This is a genomic window from Pseudoalteromonas sp. NC201 (genome assembly GCF_002850255.1).
Lineage (GTDB): Bacteria > Pseudomonadota > Gammaproteobacteria > Enterobacterales > Alteromonadaceae > Pseudoalteromonas.
Genome location: NZ_CP022522.1, coordinates 470,112 through 489,456 on the forward strand (window position 1 = coordinate 470,112; position 19,345 = coordinate 489,456).

General features: G+C 40.7%; 16 protein-coding genes and 1 pseudogene. 13 read left to right on the forward strand and 4 right to left on the reverse strand.

All coding sequences use genetic code 11. From position 1 onward, the window contains the following. Positions 1–289 precede the first annotated feature (289 nt). Positions 290–2,113: an alpha/beta hydrolase gene (locus PNC201_RS02035; RefSeq protein ID WP_102056007.1), complete on the forward strand. Its 1,824-nt coding sequence runs from the start codon at positions 290–292 to the stop codon at positions 2,111–2,113. A gap of 361 nt (positions 2,114–2,474) precedes the next feature. Here the strand turns inward: PNC201_RS02035 and PNC201_RS02040 are convergent, their stop codons facing one another. The 3 genes from PNC201_RS02040 to PNC201_RS02050 all read right to left on the reverse strand — a co-directional run bounded on the left by PNC201_RS02040 (position 2,475) and on the right by PNC201_RS02050 (position 5,970). After that, positions 2,475–4,205, reverse strand: a complete 1,731-nt coding sequence (locus PNC201_RS02040) for a hypothetical protein (RefSeq protein WP_102056010.1) — start codon at positions 4,203–4,205, stop codon at positions 2,475–2,477. 3 nt (positions 4,206–4,208) lie between these two features. Further along, positions 4,209–5,318 carry a hypothetical protein gene (locus PNC201_RS02045; RefSeq protein ID WP_102056012.1) on the reverse strand — a complete coding sequence of 370 codons (1,110 nt, stop codon included), beginning with the start codon at positions 5,316–5,318 and terminating at the stop codon, positions 4,209–4,211. A 337-nt stretch (positions 5,319–5,655) separates the two neighbouring features. Continuing rightward, positions 5,656–5,970 carry a helix-turn-helix domain-containing protein gene (locus PNC201_RS02050; RefSeq protein WP_102056013.1) on the reverse strand — a complete coding sequence of 105 codons (315 nt, stop codon included), beginning with the start codon at positions 5,968–5,970 and terminating at the stop codon, positions 5,656–5,658. 62 nt (positions 5,971–6,032) lie between these two features. On the opposite strand from PNC201_RS02050, the gene PNC201_RS02055 reads away from it, so the two are divergent. The 8 genes and pseudogenes from PNC201_RS02055 (at position 6,033) to PNC201_RS02085 (ending at position 11,219) form a co-directional block, all read left to right on the forward strand. Next, positions 6,033–6,293, forward strand: a complete 261-nt coding sequence (locus PNC201_RS02055) for a transposase (protein ID WP_158299093.1) — start codon at positions 6,033–6,035, stop codon at positions 6,291–6,293. Between the two features lie 374 nt (positions 6,294–6,667). Beyond that, on the forward strand, positions 6,668–7,294 hold the full coding sequence (locus PNC201_RS02060) for a hypothetical protein (protein WP_102056015.1): 627 nt from the start codon (positions 6,668–6,670) through the stop codon (positions 7,292–7,294). 22 nt (positions 7,295–7,316) lie between these two features. Continuing rightward, on the forward strand, positions 7,317–7,811 hold the full coding sequence (locus tag PNC201_RS02065; protein ID WP_102056016.1) for a hypothetical protein: 495 nt from the start codon (positions 7,317–7,319) through the stop codon (positions 7,809–7,811). A gap of 481 nt (positions 7,812–8,292) precedes the next feature. Further along, positions 8,293–8,715 (forward strand): hypothetical protein, encoded by a 423-nt coding sequence (locus PNC201_RS02070; RefSeq protein ID WP_102056017.1) that lies wholly within the window; start codon positions 8,293–8,295, stop codon positions 8,713–8,715. Positions 8,716–8,829: 114 nt separating this feature from the next. After that, a complete protein-coding gene (locus tag PNC201_RS02075) occupies positions 8,830–9,132 on the forward strand; it encodes a hypothetical protein (protein WP_102056018.1) in 303 nt (100 codons plus the stop codon). Positions 9,133–9,224: 92 nt separating this feature from the next. Further along, entirely contained in the window at positions 9,225–9,518 is a 294-nt protein-coding gene (locus PNC201_RS23220; protein ID WP_158299094.1) for a hypothetical protein, read from the forward strand. Positions 9,519–9,751: 233 nt separating this feature from the next. Next, complete coding sequence (locus PNC201_RS02080) at positions 9,752–10,072, forward strand: hypothetical protein (protein ID WP_102056019.1); 321 nt, start codon at positions 9,752–9,754, stop codon at positions 10,070–10,072. A 46-nt stretch (positions 10,073–10,118) separates the two neighbouring features. Beyond that, positions 10,119–11,219 (forward strand): annotated as a pseudogene (locus PNC201_RS02085) (ISAs1 family transposase). Between the two features lie 218 nt (positions 11,220–11,437). Here PNC201_RS02085 and gorA read toward each other — a convergent pair. After that, entirely contained in the window at positions 11,438–12,796 is a 1,359-nt protein-coding gene (gorA, locus tag PNC201_RS02090) for a glutathione-disulfide reductase (protein ID WP_095729736.1), read from the reverse strand. Between the two features lie 168 nt (positions 12,797–12,964). On the opposite strand from gorA, the gene prlC reads away from it, so the two are divergent. The 4 genes from prlC (at position 12,965) to PNC201_RS02110 (ending at position 19,197) form a co-directional block, all read left to right on the forward strand. After that, complete coding sequence (gene prlC / locus PNC201_RS02095; protein WP_102056020.1) at positions 12,965–15,004, forward strand: oligopeptidase A; 2,040 nt, start codon at positions 12,965–12,967, stop codon at positions 15,002–15,004. A 126-nt stretch (positions 15,005–15,130) separates the two neighbouring features. Beyond that, positions 15,131–16,282, forward strand: coding sequence for a response regulator (locus tag PNC201_RS02100; RefSeq protein ID WP_010605885.1), 1,152 nt, complete (start codon positions 15,131–15,133; stop codon positions 16,280–16,282). Between the two features lie 74 nt (positions 16,283–16,356). Next, positions 16,357–17,112: a class I SAM-dependent methyltransferase gene (locus tag PNC201_RS02105; protein WP_102056021.1), complete on the forward strand. Its 756-nt coding sequence runs from the start codon at positions 16,357–16,359 to the stop codon at positions 17,110–17,112. Between the two features lie 162 nt (positions 17,113–17,274). Beyond that, complete coding sequence (locus tag PNC201_RS02110; protein WP_102056022.1) at positions 17,275–19,197, forward strand: methyl-accepting chemotaxis protein; 1,923 nt, start codon at positions 17,275–17,277, stop codon at positions 19,195–19,197. The last annotated feature ends 148 nt before the right edge of the window (positions 19,198–19,345 follow it).

A 19,345-nucleotide genomic window follows, 5' to 3' on the forward strand; every position in this document is an offset into this window, starting at 1 on the left:
AATTCCTCACAACGATTTCATGTGAATTCGTCGCGCCCTTTTTCAAAGTATTTAACCTGAGCTGCGGATAATTAATGCCTTTCTAGCAGCCAGTTTTAGCGCTAACTGCGTTGAATTCACTTCCAATAGCCAGCTATTGGTGCGTAAATTCGCCTTGTTTTCCCTAAAACTCTCTGGCTAGACAAGGAGAAAACTAAGTTGTGCTTTAGCAACAATGAGTTGGAACATTCCTTATCCAAACCTCAGGTTATTTAGAGTACATGAAAACAATAAAATAGGAATGGCCAACATGACAAGTCGAATGTTTTTAAAACAGGCGTTAGGTTTAACACTCGCAGCTTTAGTCGCGGGCTGTGGCAGCAGTAGCGACAGCAAAAAGGCGTTAAGCAATGACGATGGAGTGTTAAAGCCCGTAAATGGTCTGGAGGTTCATCAACTCAATGAGCGTTACTATTATATGAAGCCGATTGAAAAGCCACATAAAGCGTACAAGCTGATGTTAGCCTTTCATGGTTCTGGAGGCACTGCTTACGGTATGGCAGGTTTAACCAAGCTACATGAGCAAAGCGATGATTATATTGTTGTTTATCCCAAATCAAAAAACGAAGAGTGGAATGAAGGCTGTGGTTGTAACAAGGCACATCGTTTAGGTGTAGATGACTTAGGCTTTGTTGATCAGATGATTGCAGAAATAAAAGCCAAATATGATGTCATTGACGGTGAAATTTATGCGACCGGCTTTTCTCAAGGCGGGTTATTTGTACAAAACTTATTATGTAACCGCTCGGAGACGTTTAATGCGATAGTAACGGTTGCAGCACCTATGTCCTACCAATTAGGTGATAGCTGTAACTTTTCGACACCTACAAACTACCGAATTATGCACGGTAAAGCAGACTCAGTATTGCCCTATAATGGCAAAAGTCACGCAAATTTTGGGCTACTCTCGTCACTTCAAGCGATTAAAATTATTGCTAATCTAAACTATGAGGCTGCTTTATCTGTTGATGAAGAAATAGCGGAAGGCGTGACGTTAACTCACTATCCTAATCGCAATATTCAAACGCAGCTCATTAGTGTAGACGGGGCTCGTCATAGTTGGAATTTACCACCTGTTCAAACCACCGAATCGATAATGGCATTTTTTGAGTCGACAAGCCGTTATGTGCTGCCCCAAGGCTCTGATCTTATCGCAGTAAACAACGATTATTACCATGTTCGGCAATTAAAGCAGCATGCAGATAAGCCAACCGTGGTCATGCTCTCGGGTGCGAATATGCATTTTCATAGTGATAGTGCTTGGTTCGCGTTACTACAGCCTTACTTGGCAGAGAGTTTTAATGTTTACGTCATTGATAGGCTAGGGCAGGGATTAAGTAGTGTTGATGACACACCTTCCATGAATAAATTTGCACACGACCTCCCTGTACTATTTGAAAAGCTCAATCTCAGTGATGTGCATTTGTTGAGTTACGCAAATAGTAATTCAGTGCCGCTAATTGCGATGCAAAAATCACAGGAGTTTCAACAAAAGATAGCAAGCATGTTGTGGTTAGACCCAGATATTTTACTGCCACATTCTATTGCTCAGTATCAAGGTTACCCAGTTGATGTTTATCGTCAATACGGACAAGACTTGATTGATCATGTTGCTGCTGGTAATTGGCAAGAAAAGATGGATAGCAAAATAGCTGAAGAGCAGGCGCATATTGAAACACTGCTTGAAGGAAGCGAGTTTGCAGACTACATGGATTGGCAATATTTCAATCACATAATGCAAACCCGCCACAGTGTTGCAGCTCAACTTACTCGAGTACACGAAATGATGAACTACCATGATGACTTGGAGTTAGTAAGAAACTGGCAGCCAGACAGCAGCATTCCTATTTCAGTGATAGATAGTGAGTTTGAAAAACTAGATATCGCCAATGCAGACTCTGAAGAAGCGAAAGCTAATCTCATTAAATGGGAGGCAGAGGGGAGAAAATGGTCTCAAGAAGTTGCTGAAACCAGTGGTGGGCAGTATTTACCAATATCATCAACTGAGCACCTGATCCCATTTACCCATCCTGAGCTTATCAAGCAGGCATTGACTGAGCTTGCGAGCCAATGACACCAATCCAGTTTGCTAGATGAGCGCTTGAAGCGTTGAATTAACATATAAAAAACGCGAGCTTGTCTGCCGCTCGCGTTTTAATTTTAAAAGATTATTTTATATTTAAATCAGTCTGTTACCTCATAGTAAAGCACTACTGTCACACGTAGAATCTGGAAGATTTCTGTAAAGCCTTTGGTTATAAAGGTTATGCGTGTTTTCCAGAAAAATAGCAAATTTCCACAATTTCTCCCGAAAAAATAAGTCGCCTATCGTATTTTCCAGAAAATTACCGCTTAAATTTCAAATTGTATTTTGAAACTTTCATTGGAAATACATGAATCGCAACTTTAATTTTGACTTGTATAAGTCATGTTTTTTAATTCAAAATTTCAATCGTCTCTTCAATATACTCTTCGAAATTTCCAACGTACTTTGAAAGAAATGACCTTTTCTTTGTGTTCTCACCAATACAAATAAGATTTGCTCGGTTATTAAAGTGTTTTTCATTGTATGTCGTAGCTGAGTTAACGTTGCTTTTAGAGTCAGCTATTGAAAATATTATTTGCTGATTGTTTGATGAATGATTTTTTATAAAATCGAGTATTTCATTTTTACTCTCATCTTCAAAGTCACCCTCGAATATGGCATCAAGGAGAAAAGGCAATACATGTGTGTGGCTCGTTCTTTTTATAATATCTACAAATGCAAAATTGTATGCTAGTAGGGTTTTAAGTAGCTCAACACCTTGTCTAGGAAACGCAGGTATTTCATACAGTAAATAAAATTGTTCATTATCAAATGGTTTGACTTTTAATTCTGAAGCATATTTTTCAAAAGTTGCTTTAAAAGCATAACTAGCTCTACTTCTTTCTGATTTTACAGCTTCATCAGTCTTGAACTTACTAAGTTTTTCTTCAGTATTAAATATCTTTGATGTAATTTCACCGAGTTTACTTTTTAGCTCATCAGACAATTTTATGTTTACTTTGTTGCTTAGCCACGATTCGAGCGTCACGTTATCTACTTTGTACTCGATCAACTCATAATAGTCTTTTTCAACGATTACTTTTTTGTCATTAATATCACTCAATACTTTGTTAAGTGCTCCTTGTGAATCTTTAAGGGATTTTATGTTTTTATTTAGTTCTTCTAATTGATTTTCCGTATCATTTAAATCTTGATAATAGTTATAAGTATCTTCCAGAGAGTGTGATAGCTCATGAGAGCAAGTTGGACATTTTGTTTGAGATAAAATATCTTTGTTTAAGCTTCTTTTTACTCTAAGCAATACCTTCCGGCTTTCCTCTAATAGAGTGATTTTATTACATAATATAAGGTATTCTTTTTCAAGCTCTATTAGTTTTGATTTATTTTCTTTGTAAGGTTCAATATACTCAATGGTTCTCGCGGTAAATATTTCATCTTTTAACTTAGCTAGCTTTATGGCTTTGTCATTTTTCTCTATTCTATGAATGATTCTTGATTCAGCTTCCAGCTCTTTCTTTTGTTTTTCGAGTTGACTTTTTTCTATCCTATCGTAATTGTTTACTATGCCTAGGAAGTAGTCAAAAAAATCATTCTTAAAGTTTTTTACAAAGTCGAGACCTCTAAATGATTTATGACGAGAAACCCAGCCAACATCTTGCGCTATGTAATAAGGCAAAAACATAGCTTCAAGTGAAGCTGGTTTGTATTCATTATCGTACTCGAGATGTAAGTCGAAACAGAATAACTCAGATAGAAAAGATTTTAATTTTATGTGCTCTCTAGACTTGTTTCCACCTATACCAATAAATTTTACAGGTGCTTTATTTTCGACCTTAATAGACACAATTTCATCATCTCTTACAATTGACACCTTTGTGGGTGTTGGGTTGAAAATAGTAAGATCCAGTCTAAAAATAACTTCTTCTTTGAGCAACTCTGCCAGTTTTCTCTTTTCGTCATTTATCCCGAATGTGTAGATAATGGATTGTATAAAGGTACTTTTTCCTGATGTGTTTTTTCCATGGACAATATTGATTCCTTTGGAAAAATCAGTATTAAAATACTTTTTATCATTTTTGCTAAAAGCAAAGAACTTATTGTACTCAATTAATGCGCCCAATTTTTAATCATCCATTTTATTAATTGACTCGAAGTAAGCTGCATACATAGTGGCTTTTAGTGTTTCTTCCTCCAACTTTGAGCTATCTTCATATCTAAACTTCGCAACAAGTTCTTCGATACATTCATCTTCGTTGTAACTTTTGCATTCCCTATAGTTCGACTTTACGAACATCAAAATTTTCCGATGCTCAGCTTCTTCCTTACTCTTAAACAAATCAAAGGCTAAGCTAAATTTTTGTTCAAATATTTCACGTTCAAATGGCTTAATCTTTAGCTTTTGAGCAATTTCCCTTTTGTGATCCCTCCAGAACTGAAAAGCTTTAGATTTTGTTGTAATAACTTTAATGACATTGTTGATGTCTTGGCTATGTATTTGCTTTGATTTATCAGAGAGCCTGGCAATACTCTTTTGGTTGTATGTTAGTTCTGCATTTTTGAATAGTCCAAAGATTGATTCTAATGCTGCTTTCGAATCATTAATTTTTCTATCAAAAACATCTTCAAGCTTGGCCCTTAGTTGGTTTTCTTGTTCTTTATTAGTTTTGTTAAAGTCTATATATAAGAATTTTAAATTTTTTAACTCATCACTCAGGTTTTCTTCAACGAAAGCATCGTGCTTTGCAAGTTTATCGGTAATCGCCTTCTGTAGAATAGGATCCAAATCGTTATAAATGACCTCAATATCTTCCTCGTTTACAGTCTTAGAGTATGTACTCTTCTTTTTATTGACTGTTACTCTTTTCTCTAGATGTATGGCTGTATTTGACGAAAAGTACAGGTCATGGCCGTAACTGGAACATTTTGGATGTGAATCTGAAATCAGTGATTTCCCGACTTTTAGCACTTTAATAATGATTTCAGCTAGTTCAACACCAATTTTCCAATTACCACTAGACTTCTTTTTCGATTGATAGGTTTCGACTTTGATCGCTTGGCCATGATTATCTAAATAGCAGAACAATATATCTTCTAAATGTTCAAGTGATAAAAAATATTTAGTGCCAGCAAATTTGCTATCGTAGTTATCTAGTATGATGAAAAGAGCCATATTTCTTTGCAACGCAAAACCTTGCTGTGCCCTCACACCCGCATTTACGCTTTGATCAACCAATTGCCATTTCCTTGATTCTATTGCTTGTATTGGAAACTTTTTGAATATTTTACAGCTCCCATTAACTTTCTTTAGAGTCAGAGCTAAAAGTGAAGACAAAGCTTTAATATAGCAAATTTCACTTTTATCACTTGTTATATGTTCGGTGTTTACAAATTGAAATGCAACTTTTTATTTACAAGAATACTGGAGCGGTGGAACCACTTAGAGAATGTCTTACGCAACATTGAAAATAAAAGGTGTCTTGAGGGAAGAGCAGACAGCTATGGCTCGTGTTAAGATGCATACTTGTTATCAAATATTTAAACCTAACATTGAAATACAGAAAGAGTGATTATTAGGTTCTTTGCTTTGTTTCAAGCGCAGTTAGCAGTGCTTCTTTCTCTTTTTGGGGCAACTTCTCAAATAAAATAACAAACTTGGCCATTTCATCGTTTTCGCAAAAGAAGTAGTTTAGCGGAACACCCAGCTCTTCAGCTATTCGTTTTAATGTTTGCAGATCAGGTGTATGCCTGCCTTTTTCGTAATGATTCATGCGCCCACTCGCAGAGCCTGGCTCCAGACCAATTCTAACTCCCAAATCTCTTTGAGAAATATTTGCTCTTGCCCTAGCTTCTTTAAGCCTAATAGGGAGGGGGTTAATAAAATCCAAAGGTAAATCATAATAAAAAGCTGGTACTTAGATTCTCTAAGCTTTGATCGGGGAATATGAAAGTGAGTAAAACTTACTCAAATGAAATGAAGTTATTGGCGACAAAAAGAGTACTGTCCGAGGGAGAGCGAGTCGCTGATGTGGCGAAAGACTTGGAGATAGGCCAAAGCACGTTATATGCTTGGATCAAAGCGGCTAAACAAGATGACAGCTCAAACGGTAGCTTGGTCGTTAAATCATTAAAACAGCGCCTCGAAGAAGTGTCAAAAGAGCGTGATATCCTTATCAAGGCTGCGTCAATATTTGCCAAAGAGCTGTATTGAACTGAGATTATTGTTTAAGTTTCTGACTACTAGATAATTATAAACTTATTTCTTGGGTTGCCTTAACTCATTTGAATATACCTCCTCTAACCTTGCAACCAGCTCCACATGCCGTGTAAGCGAATCTCCTGCTATTTAGAGTAACTATCTGCTTTTTATTTCGTGTGCCGCACAAGGCGGCTGCACTCGCTAAGTGGGTATATCCTTGATACTAAAAATTAACACTTGTAGAACAAGGCAGGATTGTTTAACAATGAGTAGATAACATTAATTCGAGCTCAATTTGACAGTACTAGAAGCTAAGTCACTAGATAAATGTGAATTAGCCTGTCTCGCTCATGAGTGCATAACGGCACTAATTTAAGGATATTTGCATGATAGAAATGTTGATGGATCACAAAGAGTGGATTTTTAGTGGTATTGGTGTAGCTCTCTTGGCGTGGCTCGCAAAACTGAATGTAAAGGCAATACTAAAAGTTCTCATAAAGGTCATAGTTAAAACTTATAGCAATGTGATTAGTCTTTTTTATCTGGAAAGTCACACTGCAAATAATATGAACATTGATCTGCGTCCAAGACATAAACCTTTCGAGTTATGGCTGGATGGGTTGCCCAAGTTTAAACTTTGGTTGCGAGGCGCAAACTTCAATCCGTTTGATATCACGATAAAGCAAATAACTATTGAGTTTAACTATGGCGGTGTGAATGTTAAATGTGACAACTTCATACATAGGTGCATAGTCCCTAGATTATCTTTTAACGATGTTATTCTTGTTGAAGGCAATTTGACCGCTGAGCAAGCAGATCATATTGCAGGTTTGGAAAATGGGCAAAGTTGCCATGTAAGCATTAAAGCCGTTTTAAAAACTCCCACCAAAGAAATCACTTATGAGCATAATTATATGGATGGTATTGAGCCGGCTCTTGTAAATGCTAATGGCCGTAAAGATAAAGTTCGGAAAAAATCTACGCTTGCAGAAGTTGAAAGTGTGAGAGTGTAGCTAATCATCGGAGAAATTGTGCATGGTAGAGTTAATACAGAAACTAGCGTCAATAGATGAGTTGGAAACATGGGAGTTACATTGCCAAGGATATAGTGTTCAAGATAAGAAAGTAGCATTCCAAACAGCTCAACCTCTGTGGGTAAAACGAAAAGCCTCTGAGGGAACGCTATATTTACACCCTGAAGTGATTGGCCAGCTTCGCGATCAAAACTGGATTCCGAATGATCTGCAACTGCGTATGATATGGGCAAGTGTCTTAGCGTCAGCAGAAGGTTTTGACAGTAAAGTTCGTTTTAGATCAATTAAAGCTAGTCTGCGAAAAAGATATGGGCATGATTGGTGGGAAGATGTTTATCACCGGCAAAAGTTTGCATTTGCTGCCAAAGAGCGTATTCGTAAACAATCAGCTGAAAATGGTTTTGCGGTTAATACGCTGATTGCCAATACTCATTTATTTAATGAAGCAATGAAAGATCAAGTCAAAGCAGCGTTGAGCATGATACCAAAGAGTTAACAATACATAGCAAACACGTAGCTCTAAATCAACACTCTGGAAAGTACTTTTAAGTGAACAAGTTTTAACTAATTTGTCAGATTCGCTAAATAGGAATTTATCAAATCGGAGCCTGTTCAGCGGCAGGAGCGGAGCATCAGCGTAACTAGTTTCTGCCTCAAAATGCGTTAACGTACATGCTCTGAGGGCGACATAGAGAAGAGCGGACGTTGGTAGCGAGAAAGCTACGTAAGCTTTTATACAAAGTGCTTGATTTTATCCTTTAGCATTATTACTTGCCGTTTTAGGGTAAAGTGACAAACTGGAATTTAACGCTGTATTATATGCTTGTTTACAGTAGCAATTATTCCTCGGTGTGTTATAAGCTACCAAAGCGGGACAGAATAAGCTGTTAGGTGAATACCCAGCTCATATCAAAACTATTGTTTCTTTAGATCAACCACTTATAACAAACTGCTTCAGCACAAGGAGTTTAAAATAAATGGAAAACACAGCGGTAAAAATACCTATACCTATTAAAATGTTGTGCCTTTTTAAAAGTAGTCTCATTTCTGCTAACAGTCTTTGTCTTTCAATCATTGCACTGCACTTGGTTATCTCATTTTTATGTAATGACTTCACCATTCTTTCAGCAGGTGGTGGTTTGTTATGTGCCATATCTTTAATTCTCTTTTTAAGTTACAACGTACCCACAACAGAAGAAGATTATTTAAAGTACTTGAAAACAATGTATCCTCTGAACCATGAACAAGGTGTTTTAGGTGAACGGGTCACAGAAGAAAGACGTATAGAGTTAGAAAATCCTAGGATAGTTAAAGGTAATCTTCTTCTCTCTGTACAATCTTATTATCTTGTTTGGTCTGTCATAGGTACGTTAATTTGGTCTTATGCTGGTTATCTTTAAAACAATCTTTTATTAAGAGTACAATTCACCTAACAATCCAATTAGCTGGGACAATTTTGCCCATTATTGAAGCGTTAAATGTCCTATACAGCCAAGCATAGATAAGGAAATAAATTGGAATTATTAGCTTACACATACATCATTGTCACTATAGGCTCACTAATCGGAGGATTCACACGCTGGTTATATCCAAATGTAAGTGATGACGTAGCCGAACAAGTAAAACCTATAAAATTAAATTACACTTTAGCTTTATCATTTATTATAGGCTTAGCCTTATCTACATATTTTTATATTGGTATTTCTGGTTCAAATGTAGAGCTAGGTTTTATTCTTCAACTCAGCTTGCTAGCAGCCGTTTTAGTGTTCAAGAATATTGACAGGCTGCACAAGATAAAATTTGATAAAAATATTTAACAGGCAAAGGCTGCATCGCCCTACGGGCTGGACGCGCTAATACGCGTCGCTGCTTTGGGCGTTGGCTTTTTCATACCTAGTCAGAGGGGGTTATGGTCATAACTCCAAAAATTATTTGTGACACATGTGATACGAAACACTTATTAAAGGTGACTCTTGGAAGGGAAGATAATCAATATCATACTTTCCCTTGCACAGAATGTGATGAAGAAATTGAATTTGGGTTGGAAAACTTGTTTTCAAAAGGCGAATATCGATATATTCGTAATTGTAGTGAAGCAAGCTTTGGATATAGTGACGCAATTCAGGTTCATTTAAATCCTGACTTCGGTGTTAGTCATAAAGTTGTTGAGGCTGGTGATTGTATTACAAGCAACCTTCTCTAATATATTAGAGATACAGCGAATGGCTCAGGAGTTAGAGAAAGAAAAAACGAAGGTGTACTGGAGCATCGTGTAACATATGATAATTATAACAGCGAAGTAATGCGCTTTTATTTAAAAATCTGTGCCTTGTTACATAAAGACAAAGCTACTCTTGCAGATAAATATATTGAAAAAATACAGGCAACTTTGAGGAGCAAAAAGGTAAGAGATTAGAGTACTATTTTAGTAAGCTTTTGAACCACATTATTGGCTCTTATGGCCACGATGTTCTTAATGGTTTGCGAGAGGAAAAGGCAAAAGCTGGGGATTTAAGCGCACTCATTCAATTTAACCAAAACACTAAGAATGATAGCTTTAGTATTTTTGAAGAATTTATAAGTTTATTTAATGAGTTTTCCCAACTTTTTACTTATTTAAATCGCGGCTTGGACGTTGCTAAAAGTATAAAGGTGACTTCCACAGGCTTTAATAGAACAAAAAGATATTATAGCTCTGCTTATGAAGCCTTAGCAAAAATGCTTCATATACCAGCCAAGGCGGGATCGCACTTTTAGCTAATTTATGATCAAATAGCGCCAATCCCATTGCTAGGCGCAACCAATGAACCTGATTGAACACCTTACAGTTGTAGAAGAAACTCGCTCTAATATCAACAAAAAGCACGACTTAGTTGATGTCATTTTCCTTGTTATTAGTGCCATCATGTCAGGTGCTGAAGGTTGGCAAGATATCCAGCTCTATGGCGAGTCGAAGGAGGATTGGTTGCGATAGTATCGGCCATTTAAAAACGGGATCCCAAAGCGCCATACCATCGCTCGGATCCTCAAATCTGTGGTGGCAGAGTCACTGCTGGAAGCGCTGTTAAACTGGGTCAACGAGCAGCGACAAACCGCAGGTAAACCAGTTATTGCACTCGACGGCAAAGTACTGCGTGGTTCATATCGCGGCGATAAAAAGGCGGCATTACAACTTGTTACTGCATACGATACAGAGTCAGGGTTAGTATTGTCACAACAGTCCACCGAAACCAAGCAAGGCGAGATAAGTGTTGTGCGGCAAATGCTTGAAGTGCTTGATATTAAGGGCAGTGTTATCACAGTGGATGCACTACATTGTCAACGGCAAACACTAGAAACGATTGCTGCGAAAAAAGCCGATGTTGTGGTACAGGTTAAAAAGAATCAACCCAAGCTACACCAGGCTGTAACCGAGCAATTTCAACGCGTATTCGATGCTGGTAAAGAGCAAGTCGTAACCGAGGTAAAGCAGCAGGCACATGGTCGCACAGAGACGCGGATAGTGTATCAACTCAAGCCAAAATTAGACGAAACGTTAGCGGCGCGTTGGCCGACAATCCGCAGCATCATCGCGGTAGAACGGCACAGAGCCTGCGGCGGTAAAACCAGTATTGATACCAGCTACTACGTCAGCTCAATGTCACCAAAACATAAGATGCTAGGCCACTACATCCGCCAACACTGGCGTATAGAGAACGGTCAGCACTATGTATTAGATGTTGTTTTTAAAGAGGATTCATCAAGAATTTGTCTCGATGGTGCGGTGGAAAATATGGCCCTATTCAGGCGTTTTGTAATGAATATGCTCAAGCAGTGTGAATGCGGCTTACCGAGTCAACGTAGCAAATTGAAAACTGCTGGCTGGAACGACAAATTTAGGGCACAGGTGTTCTTTGGCTTATAAGTAATCAAAGTATGCTCTGCCCCTCATTAGACGATCATCTGTCTTACTTTGTGCATTCACTATCTTTCAAATAGTATTGCTCTATCGAAAGCACTAAAATACTTATTTACCCTACTAGGTGAGTTTTAGTTAAGGTGTTGGCTATAAATAAAAAACGCGAGCTTGTCTGCCGCTCGCGTTTTATTTTTAAAAGATAATTTGATAACTAAATCAGTCTATTACCTCATAGTCACAAATTCCTCGGAACCAGTCGGGTGTATCGCGACTACCGAGTCAAAGTCTGCTTTGGTTGCACCCATCTTCATTGCGACGGCGAAACCTTGGATCATCTCATCTACTGCGAAGCCGATGCCGTGTAGACCCACTACGGTTTCTTCTGGGCCTGCGCATACAAGTTTCATGCGACACGGTTGGCGGTGCTGAGTGACCGCGGTGTACATTGCAGCAAAGGTAGAGGTATAGACCTTGATGTTGTCTTTACCGTACTTTTCTTCCGCTTCTGGCTCTGTTAGACCAATTGTGCCAATCGGTGGGTGGCTAAAGACGACGGTAGGGACTAGATCGTAATCCATTTTTGCGTTTGGCAATTCCGGATTGAATAGGCGCTCGGCTAGCATTCTACCTGCTTTTACGGCTACCGGAGTTAGCTCTATACCACCATCCATAATATCACCGAGCGCGTAGATACCTTTGGCTGAGGTGTTTTGCCATTCGTCGACTTTAATATGGCCGCTAGGCGTGGTTTCTACATCTGTCGCAGCGAGGTTGATAAGATCTGTCATTGGTTCACGACCAATTGCCCAGATCAGTTTGTCTACGGTGTAAGACTCACCATTTTCAAGATGTAAGGTGACGGAGCCATCCTCTTCTTTGGTCACTGACTGTGGTACTGCGTGAGTGTGCAGCGTTGGACCTTCTTTTTCCATTACTTCAGTTAAGGTTTCAACCAAGATAGGATCAAAGTTACGAAGAGGGGCGTGCTTACGAACAAATAGATGGGTTTCTGTGCCCAAGCTGTGCAATACGCCCGCAAGCTCTACCGCGATATAACCCGCGCCCACAACCGCTACGCGGCGAGGTTGCTCTTTAAGCTCAAAGAAACCGTTTGAATCGATACCGTGCTCAGCGCCTGGAATATTAGGGATCGTTGGGCGGCCACCTACGGTAATATTGATATGATCGGCAGTGTAGTGCTCACCATTGACTTCAATGGTGTTGTTATCAACAAACTTAGCAAAGCCATTGATCACGGTGACGCCATTTTTCGCTAGGTAGCCGTTGTAACCTTGGTGAATACGGCCAATGTAGGCTTCGCGGCTCTCAACGAGTTTACCCCAATCGAAGTTCTTTAGTTCAACATCAAAACCATAATCTGGTGCGTATAGTTTAATGGCTTCAGCAACTTGAGCACCGTGCCACATCGCTTTTTTTGGAACGCAGCCCACGTTTACACAAGTACCGCCTAAGTGCTTTGCTTCTATTAATGCCACCTTGGCACCTCGCATCGCCGCTCGGTTTGCAGATGCGATCCCGCCGCTACCGCCACCGATTGCGATATAGTCAAAATGTTGAGCCATAAAAATTCCTCGCCAATTATTTGTTTTGCTTAAACCCTACTACTTTAAATTGCACAAGTGCACAACCGAAGACCGATATTAAGCAAAAATCTGTTCAGATACTTGTAAATGCGGTCATTCACCCTTATTTCAACCTCAATATTAGATTAGAAAATAAAGAGCGTGCCCATGAGTAACCCATTAATCGGGCTAGAAGGATTGCCTCCTTTTTCGAAAATTAAGCCTGAACATATTGTTGAAGCATTAAAATCTGCCATTGCGCACTGTCGTGAAACTATCGACACTGTTTTAGCACAACCAAGCTATACGTGGGACAGTTTTGTACTGCCTTTAGAAGAGTCAGACGATAAATTGAATCGTATGTGGTCACCAGTCTCACATATGCACTCAGTAGTAAATTCAGAAGCGTTACGTAAAGCTTATGATGAGTGTCTGCCATTAATTTCTGAATATTCTACTTATGTTGGTCAGCACCAAGGGTTGTATGAAGCCTATAAAGCGGTAAAAGAATCGGTTGAATTTGGTAACTTAACGATTGCTCAACAGACCTCCGTAGATAATGCTCTACGTGATTTCCAATTGTCGGGCATTGCACTTGAGCCAGTTAAGCAAAAGCGTTATGGCGAAATAGTGGCACGGCTGTCGGAGCTGGCATCAAAGTTTGGCAACAATGTAATGGATGCCACTCAGGCATGGCAAAAGCATATTACTGACGAGTCAGAATTAGCAGGGCTACCAGAGTCGGCTTTAGCGCTTGCCGCTCATACTGCTGAAGCCAAAGGATTAGAAGGCTGGGTATTTACGCTAGATTTCCCTTCATATCTTCCTGTGATGACTTACGCAGATAACCAAATGCTCCGTGAAGAGGCTTATCGTGCGTTTGTAACCCGTGCTTCTGATCAAGGGCCTAATGCTGGAGAGTTTGATAACTCAGCGATTATGCATGAAGCACTTACACTTAGACACGAACTGGCTCAGTTGCTTGGCTTTTCTAGTTTTGCAGAAAAATCACTGGCAACTAAAATGGCTGAGACACCAGAGCAAGTGTTTAAGTTTTTAAACGACCTTGCCGCTAAGTCAAAACCACAAGCCGAGCAAGAAGTGGCTGAACTACGAGACTTTGCGAATAAAGAACACGGTGTAAGTGAGCTAAAACCTTGGGATTACGCATATTATGGCGAAAAGTTAAAACAAGCTAAGTATGCGATTTCTGACGAAGCGCTACGCCCGTACTTCCCTGAGCATAAGGTACTTGCCGGTTTATTTGAAACCGTAAATCGCCTGTTTGGGATCCACGTGAGTGAAGTCAAAGACGTTGATACTTATCATCCTGATGTACGCTTTTTTGCTATTCATGATGATAAAGGTGAGTTGCGTGGTCATTTCTATCTCGACCTATATGCTCGTGAACATAAGCGTGGTGGTGCCTGGATGGATGACTGCATGGGCCGAAAAGTACGCGCAAATGGTGAGTTGCAGACTCCTGTCGCTTATTTAGTGTGTAACTTTAATAAAGCTGTTGGCAATAAACCTGCGCTATTTACCCATAATGAAGTAACCACTTTATTCCATGAGTTTGGTCACGGTATTCATCACATGCTAACGCAAGTAGATGCCGCGCCGGTTGCTGGTATTAATGGTGTGGCATGGGATGCGGTTGAGCTGCCAAGTCAGTTTTTAGAGAACTGGTGCTATGAAGAAGAAGCGCTGAACTTCATTTCAGGACACTATGAAACGGGTGAACCGTTACCAAAAGAAATGTTAGATAAGTTACTGGCGGCAAAGAACTTCCAATCAGCCATGCAAATGCTGCGGCAGTTGGAGTTTTCGTTGTTTGATTTTCATATTCACGCAGACTTTGAGCCAAACACGGATTGCCAAATTCAAGCAACGCTCAATGCGGTGCGTGAGCGCACAGCAGTTGTTAAAGCGCCTGAGTTTAACCGCTTCCAGCATAGCTTTAGCCACATTTTTGCTGGTGGCTATAGCGCGGGTTACTACTCTTATAAGTGGGCAGAAGTGTTGTCTGCGGATGCGTTTTCTAAGTTTGAAGAAGAAGGGATATTCAACCCACAAACCGGGCGTGAATTTATGTATCACATTCTTGAAAAGGGTGGATCGGAAGCGCCAATGGTGCTGTTTACCCGCTTCCGTGGTCGAGAGCCAAAAGTGGATGCGTTACTACGCCACAGCGGGATCGCCGCCTAGTTATATTTCCACTCTAAGCGCCTTCTTCTGAAGGCGTTTTTTTTGTCTTAGAAAGTGTGACTTTTTGTTAGCAAATTCAATATCTCTGACTATTCTATAAAGATATGAATTAATAGGGAAAGCCACATGACGAAACTGGTTCTTGCCATTGATGATGACAAACTCGTCCATCACATTGTTGATGAGGCGCTATCGCGGACATGCAAAATATTACATGCGAAAAATGGTGAGGAAGGCTTGCGGTTGGCTAAAAAATATCGTCCGGATATTATCTTGCTTGATGTCGAGATGCCAGGGCTGTCGGGCTTTGAGGTATGTGAGCAACTCAAAAAACTAGAGGACACTACAGAGATCCCTGTTATGTTTTTGTCTTCTCGTGCCGATATTTCAGAGCGAATGCGGGGCTATAACGCTGGTGCCGCAGACTATATAGTCAAACCTTTTAACGCTGAAGAGTTGTTAGCGCGTATTAATGTCCTTGATGACTATCGAAAAATCTCGTCGCAGCTAAAACAAGATGTACAGCGCGCTCAAACCACAGCTGAAATAGCCATGACTGACTCTGGTGATATGGGCCGTATAATGCGCTACGTTGGGCAGTCGTATCACGCGCATGATCTCAATACGTTGAGCGCTCATTTTTTAGAGTTTTTTATGCCGATGGAGCTCGATGTTGCGGTGGCTTTTTGGTATCACCAAGACGCGATGTTTTACTCCAGCGAGGGAGCGATCCAACCGATAGAGCAAGAGCTATTTGAGAAACACAAAGATAGCAGTCGTTTTGTTGATTTTGGTCGCAGAACCATAATTAACTATCCTAAAGTCTCTTTACTGATTAAGAACATGCCAGTGGACGATGTTGCCGTTTATGGTCGTTATAAAGATTTATTTCCGCACATACTGGAAGCCACTGATGCCAAAATCAGAGACATGGAAGTCAGTGAAGATGCACTTAAGAAAGTGGAGCATATAGGGCAAGTATTTGCTGAGCTAAGCGATCATTTAAGCGGCGTTGGCGATCATTACAGTGGCAAAGTTGCTGAGTTTCAGACGGTGCTGGAAAGCGACAAGCTTGCAGTCTTAGAACCAAGTGAAAGAGAACGGTTGCAAGAACTCTATGAGCATTTCACTTATTTAAGCGATGAGCTAACCATAATTAAATATAAGTTAGGAGAAGTGACTGAGGTACGTCAGCAGCTTATAGAGAGTTTAAACAAAATAGCGAAACCTTGGGGTGAGGATGAAGTGGCGTCGCAGGCTGATATTGAACTGTTTTAAGCCACTGGATAATCAAAGACACTAGAAAGGGAAAGGGGTATACTGCCACGGTTGGTAACCCTTGGGAGCTTAGCTTGTATATTCACACCCCTTTTGAAGAAAACAGATCCTACCTAGATACGCTAACTAAGCTGTTTAATTTATCCGCGCTTAATATTAACGAGGCGGAGTTTCAATTGGTTTATGATGAGCTAGGCTTACAATTATTCAAAAAAGATGAACCAAAGCTCGGCGCTATCCGTGTTGATTTTGTGACTGGCGCAGTTGCTCATCGACGCAAATTTGGTGGTGGTAAAGGGCAAGCAATTGCAAAAGCGGTGGGCTTAAATAAAGGTGCTGTGCCTACGGTCTTGGATGCGACAGCAGGACTTGGACGCGATGCCTTTGTACTTGCGTCTATGGGTTGCAAAGTCGTGCTACACGAGCGTAACCCGGTAGTCGCAGCGTTGTTATACGATGGCTTGCAACGCGCCTATCAAGATGCTGAAATTGGCGAATGGGTACAGTCAACTATGCGATTGGAATTTGGCTCCAGCCATGAATTGCTAGAGCAAGCGGGTTGGCGTCCAGATATAGTGTATCTTGATCCTATGTTCCCGCATCGTGAAAAATCGGCGCAAGTGAAAAAAGAAATGCGTGTATTCCAAGATTTAGTTGGCAATGACTTGGATGCGGACGCGCTTTTGCCTTTTGCTTTGCAGTTAGCCACAAAAAGGGTGGTGGTAAAACGTCCAGACTACGCTGGCTTCTTAAATGAAAAAACGCCAAGTATGCAAATAAAAACCAAGAAAAACCGCTTTGACGTTTATGTTAATGCCGCAATGAAATAGCACACCACTACCTGATTTAATTTTGTGCAGCAGATATCTAGATGGATATACGCAAAAAGTATGGTTTTGTACTATTGCACAGGAAAGGTAACCAGATTTAATCAAGTTGTCATAAATCCTTAATACTCTTGCGGAGCATTTTGATAAAGGGGTTGTGATTCTATGCGCGTGTCTACTTTTACTCGGTTATTGGCAATATTATTGACGACAGCGAGTATTCTACTTGGGGTGAGTCTGTTTTGGGCGAGCCAAGTATTAACTGAACTTGATGCGCAAGACGCCGCTTACAATCAAGTTAAAAATGCGGTGATCATCGAGCTTGAGGGTACAGTAGAAGATTACTTGAGTGCGGGCGATAGCCAGTATTTAAATAAGGCCGATGAACAAATCAAAGCATTACAGCAAAGTGTAGAGCAGTTGCCACCTGCACTTGCTGAGCAACTTAAAACTAAACTCATACAACTACAACAAGATATTGCAGGCAAATACCGTGCGCTCGGCAAGCTTTCTGGTAACGAACTTGCGTTGTTGGATAATGCGCTTAGGCAAATGTCAGGTTCAGCATCGAGTCTCGTTAAGTATGCAATCAAAGCACAAGATAGTGCTGCCAAAGAATCCTACTTTAATCTTGCTTCAGACTACTTTAGCGAAGTCTCGAATTTGAGCTTATATACCTACCAATTAGTCATGGCTTACGAACTGCAGACCGAACAGAGTTTGATGTCGAGCTTAAGCCGGTTGCAGGATATTGCCGCGCGAATAGACCGACTCGAAAACTTAGGGGTAATGAGTGAGGTAGACGAAGACGAGCTGTTTTTAGGTGCCGAAGCCGAAGATTTAGCGCTAGAAATAAAAGCGGAGCTTGTGAGCTGGCCTAAACGTTTTGCCCGCGACTTAGAAAATACCTTACAGCAGTCGAAGCAACGCCAAGCTGGCATGCTAGCACTGCGAGGTGATATTAAAGCAATCTCAGAGAATATCCTACAAGCAGAAACCAACTTAAAAACAGAGCAGGCTGACGTAAAAACCAATGTGTTTATGCTGTTTGGTGTGGCCATTGGGTTACTCGTACTCCTTGCGGGTGGTGTGTATTTTGTACAGTTCAATCAAGTGTTAACTCCGCTAAGACAACTACGCGATGGCTTTGCTCAGCTAATCGAAAGCAATGAGTTACGCAATATTGAAAGTAAAAACCAAGACACTGAAATTGGCGAAATTGCGAGTTACTTTAATCAGTTAATCGATAGGCAGCGAGCAGAAGCGGACGAACGCTCAGAAATGCTGAGTGTGATCAATACCTTTATGGAGGAGATGAACACTAACTTGGCGCAGATCTCTGCACAAGCTGGAGATACTTTTGAGCAAGTGGAGCAAAACCAAGCACAGCTTGACTCGCTTAGAGCGCTTGGGGCGGATGCCAATCAAATCAACGCGCAAGTTGCCGACAATGCCAATAACACCTTTGAAGCAATGACACAAAGTGTGTCCTATGCGGATGCTATGTTGAGTGCTTCATCTACCACGCAAAAGCGGGTAGAGCAGGGATTGGAGAGCTTAAATGAATTACTTAATGGTGTTTCAGATGTAAGTAAAGTGATTGATATGATCAGCTCCATCGCAGAACAAACAAATCTACTCGCGCTCAACGCGGCGATTGAGTCGGCGCGCGCAGGTGAACATGGCCGTGGATTTGCGGTCGTTGCGGATGAAGTACGAAAGCTTGCACAGCAAACGCAAGCCTCACTGACTGATATCCACCAGCAATTAAATGTTTTGAGTGATAATTCAAACAAAGTATCGACACAAATCTCGGCTTTGGCAGATGAGGCACAGCAGCAAACTGGTCATGCACAAGAGTTGAAACGCAATTCAGAAGGTGTGGCAGAGAGCGCACAGAGCGCCAACCAAGTTGCCGCCCATGCAATGGATCTTGCCAATCAACAATCAGACCTCTTAGATACCTTTGGCCACGCTATGGATAGTATGAAAGGTCAGGTTAATAGCTCACATGAGCAAGTGCAACAAATCCAGCAAAGCCTTAAAGAGAAAATACGGGAGATTAGGGGTACCTTAGGCCTGCGGTAATCAGGATTGTGCCGTAGGTCGAGATTTATCTCGACAGCATAAGCTGAAACGTCGGAGCCGCTTCACGCGGCGAGCAGTTAAAAGATCGCGAGGTAAACTCATTCCCACCAGCGCGTTTTGTAGGTCGAGATTTATCTCGACTGCTGCA